At 47.9% G+C, this 2,831-nt stretch carries 4 protein-coding genes and 1 pseudogene; all 5 read right to left on the reverse strand.

Annotation, left to right across the window (positions count from 1 at the left end):
* Positions 1-357, reverse strand: a pseudogene (locus BMW55_RS18840) (RNA-guided endonuclease TnpB family protein); the annotation flags it as partial.
* 273 nt (positions 358-630) lie between these two features.
* Entirely contained in the window at positions 631-1,497 is an 867-nt protein-coding gene (locus BMW55_RS18845; RefSeq protein WP_244527632.1) for a hypothetical protein, read from the reverse strand.
* A gap of 108 nt (positions 1,498-1,605) precedes the next feature.
* A complete protein-coding gene (locus tag BMW55_RS18850) occupies positions 1,606-1,965 on the reverse strand; it encodes a metal-sensitive transcriptional regulator (protein ID WP_089973375.1) in 360 nt (119 codons plus the stop codon).
* 171 nt (positions 1,966-2,136) lie between these two features.
* Positions 2,137-2,559: a DMT family transporter gene (locus BMW55_RS18855; RefSeq protein WP_425283884.1), complete on the reverse strand. Its 423-nt coding sequence runs from the start codon at positions 2,557-2,559 to the stop codon at positions 2,137-2,139.
* A gap of 165 nt (positions 2,560-2,724) precedes the next feature.
* Positions 2,725-2,831 (reverse strand): zinc ribbon domain-containing protein (locus BMW55_RS18860; protein WP_139179446.1); only part of this gene is annotated, 107 nt, incomplete at its 5' end.

A 2,831-nucleotide genomic window follows, 5' to 3' on the forward strand; every position in this document is an offset into this window, starting at 1 on the left:
CCTTGGTTTTCGCGAATCAGTTTGGTCGATAGCTTATGTAGAAAGTCATGCCTTGCGTTGACAATCTTTTCATGAATCTTTGCCACCTTGATTTTGGCTTTGTGCCCATTCGCCCCCCCTTTTTGACGGCGGGACAAGATTCTTTGCCAGTGTGCCAGTTTCTTTTCATATTTCCTGAAAACCTTTGGAGCGTATGATTTTTGTGCCATCCGAAAGGATGGCGAAGTTTTTTAAACCCAAGTCTACTCCGATGAATTTTTCTTTGTCCACCGGAACATAGGGACAGGCACTCATTTCACAAAGGATCGAAACAAAAAACTTCCCGGCCGGGTTCCGCCGGATTGTCGCGGACAGAATTTACGACATTTCGATTACTTTGACCCGTTCCCAAATTCATCACCTATTGCCAATTTTACAAACATGCATTAGACATGCACAAGGTATCTGATTGAGGGAACAAAAAAAGCAAAAGATGGTCAGGCTTGCGAGAGGGGGAAAACCATCCCCTCCCTCGCCTGACGCTCGCTCTCATCCCCATAGCTGAAGCCAGGGGTTTTCTCGCTCGCAAAGATATAAAAACATGCCCGGATTCCGTTCATACGGGCATGTTCCATTTTTTCACCGGATTTTTTATGAACCAGAAACATTTACAACATAGGATACGGTAAATACTTTCCCTTGATGTTGAAACTCTCCCCAGATTTTATAGATTCCACCACGGGGAAAAGTGGTATGAAAACGGGCATCGGGCCCCGTTGCCTTTTCATCCATCGGGTGAACATGCAAATAATTTTCGGTGTCAGCGCTGAGAATCACCACATGTCCCACGGCTCCCAAATAGGGCTGCAAATCCGTGACAGGCTGTTTCGTCTTGGCATCCTTGATCTGGAAGTTGAGCATCACTTCTTGACCGGGTTTGATCTCTTTGTCGAAGCTGAGCTTGATCTCTTTTCCGTCTACGGTTTGGACCATTGTTTGGTCCGGCTTCAGGTCAGCGGATTTGGCCGGTGTCCCCTCCACATCCACCCAGGTAGTCTGCGTGGTTTGTGTCCCGCCTTTAGGGATCAAGTCGGCGATCAATTTGTATTTGCCGCCGTGAGGAAATTGGGTCGTGATCTGAAATTTTCCATTCCCTTTAAATTCGGGGTGGATATGATGAAAGTAAGACAAGTCCTGGCTGACGATGATCAGATGCATTTTTTTCTCATGATTGATTTCAAAGTCTTGAACGGGTTTTCCATCATGTCCGTTGATTTGAATGGTTAACTGCTGAGGTTGACCGGCCCGGGGTTTGGAATCTGAGAAAGCCCAGGCAGCATGGACTTTCGTGTCACCCGCTTTTCCGGACGAATCGGATCGATGCTCTGTTCCGTGTGCACCGTGACCGCTATTGTTGTGTTGGCCATGTTGATTGGCATCCTGCATGTTTCCACAACCCGAGATGAACAGTCCGGCTGCAACAAAAAAGCTTGCTCCCAGTAGAATCCCTTTTTTCAATGGAACCACCTCTTCATTCCTATACAATACGCCAGTAATGTATATAAATGGCTGCTTGATCCTATTGCACCCGGTTGGGAACATCCAGACAGATCAAGCAAGGCTCATTTATTTCATCAGCTTTTTAATCGTGATCAGCAACTCGTCAATCACGTCTTGATCGCCTTCCTGGATCCGTTCGATGACGCAGCTTTTCATATGCCCCTCCAACAGCAATTTGCTTACACTAATGAGTGCGGACTGGATGGCTGCGATTTGGTTCAGCACATCATCACAATAGGTGTCGCGTTCAATCATACCTTTGACACCGCGAACCTGGCCTTCGATCCGGTTGAGGCGGGTAATCAGATTTTGTTTCATTTTATCAGGATGATGGCTTTTTCTTTCCGAGCTTACACAACACAAATCTTCCTGATGGCCGTTTTCCGCTGTAAAATTTTGCGATTCGGCTTGATGTTCTCTTTCCATCACGCTTAACTCCCTTCTGCTGCTTCCAATATACCATACCCCTACTGGGTATGTAAAGGCTCCATGGATAGGAACGAATGGGTCACGAGTTTTCGTCCGTACTCTGAATATACCAAAAAATCCACAGGGCTTTCGAGGGGTTCATTCCCCTCGACCAGCGCTGTCTTTCATCTACTTCCTAAAGAAAAAGAACAGGGCGACAGCCAGTAATGCAATTCCCGCCAGTCTGTTTGCATCGACCGGAATTTGCCGGCCTCCCATCCAGCCGAAATGATCGATGATCACGCTGATCAACAGTTGCCCGGCGATCACACCGACAAGACTGGCAGCAACTCCGATTCTTGGCACGATGAGCACCATGATGAACACATACAGAGCCCCCAGCAGCCCGCCGGTCAACTGCCATTTTGGGGCGGAGAAAACGGACAATATATCTCCCCTGCCAAAAAAAATATTGACGAGAACCAGAGCCAAAGTCCCGACGGCAAACGAGATCAGCGCCCCTTCCAACGTTCCGACCCTTTTGCCCAGGGAACCGTTCACTCCGGCCTGCAAGCCGACTCCTACTCCCGCAAGCAATGCCAGCAACAACATAAACAGCCTCACTTTTGTGTACCCCATTTCATCGATGTCTATTTTTCGGAAAGCTAAAGTTTCAAAACCGAAACTTTTTTCGTCTCCCCCATTTTGACCACTCCCCATGCCTAAAGGCAGGGGATTCTTGGGTAATCTCCCGCAACCGGGAGAAATAGACCAAGCTCAAACCGTGGGCCCCACGGCGATGAATCTTAAACCTTCTTGCAGAATGTTTTTGGCGGCATGGATGTCCCGATCTTGATGAACACCACATTCCGGGCATGTCCAAT

Origin of the sequence: Lihuaxuella thermophila (genome assembly GCF_900110165.1) — a bacterium.
GTDB lineage: Bacteria > Bacillota > Bacilli > Thermoactinomycetales > Thermoactinomycetaceae > Lihuaxuella > Lihuaxuella thermophila.

Coding starts and splice junctions, on each gene's coding strand:
- BMW55_RS18850 (WP_089973375.1), bottom strand. CDS start 1,965: ATGGAAAGAGAACATCAAGCCGAATCGCAAAATTTTACAGCGGAAAAC.
- BMW55_RS18855 (WP_425283884.1), bottom strand. CDS start 2,559: ATGTTGTTGCTGGCATTGCTTGCGGGAGTAGGAGTCGGCTTGCAGGCC.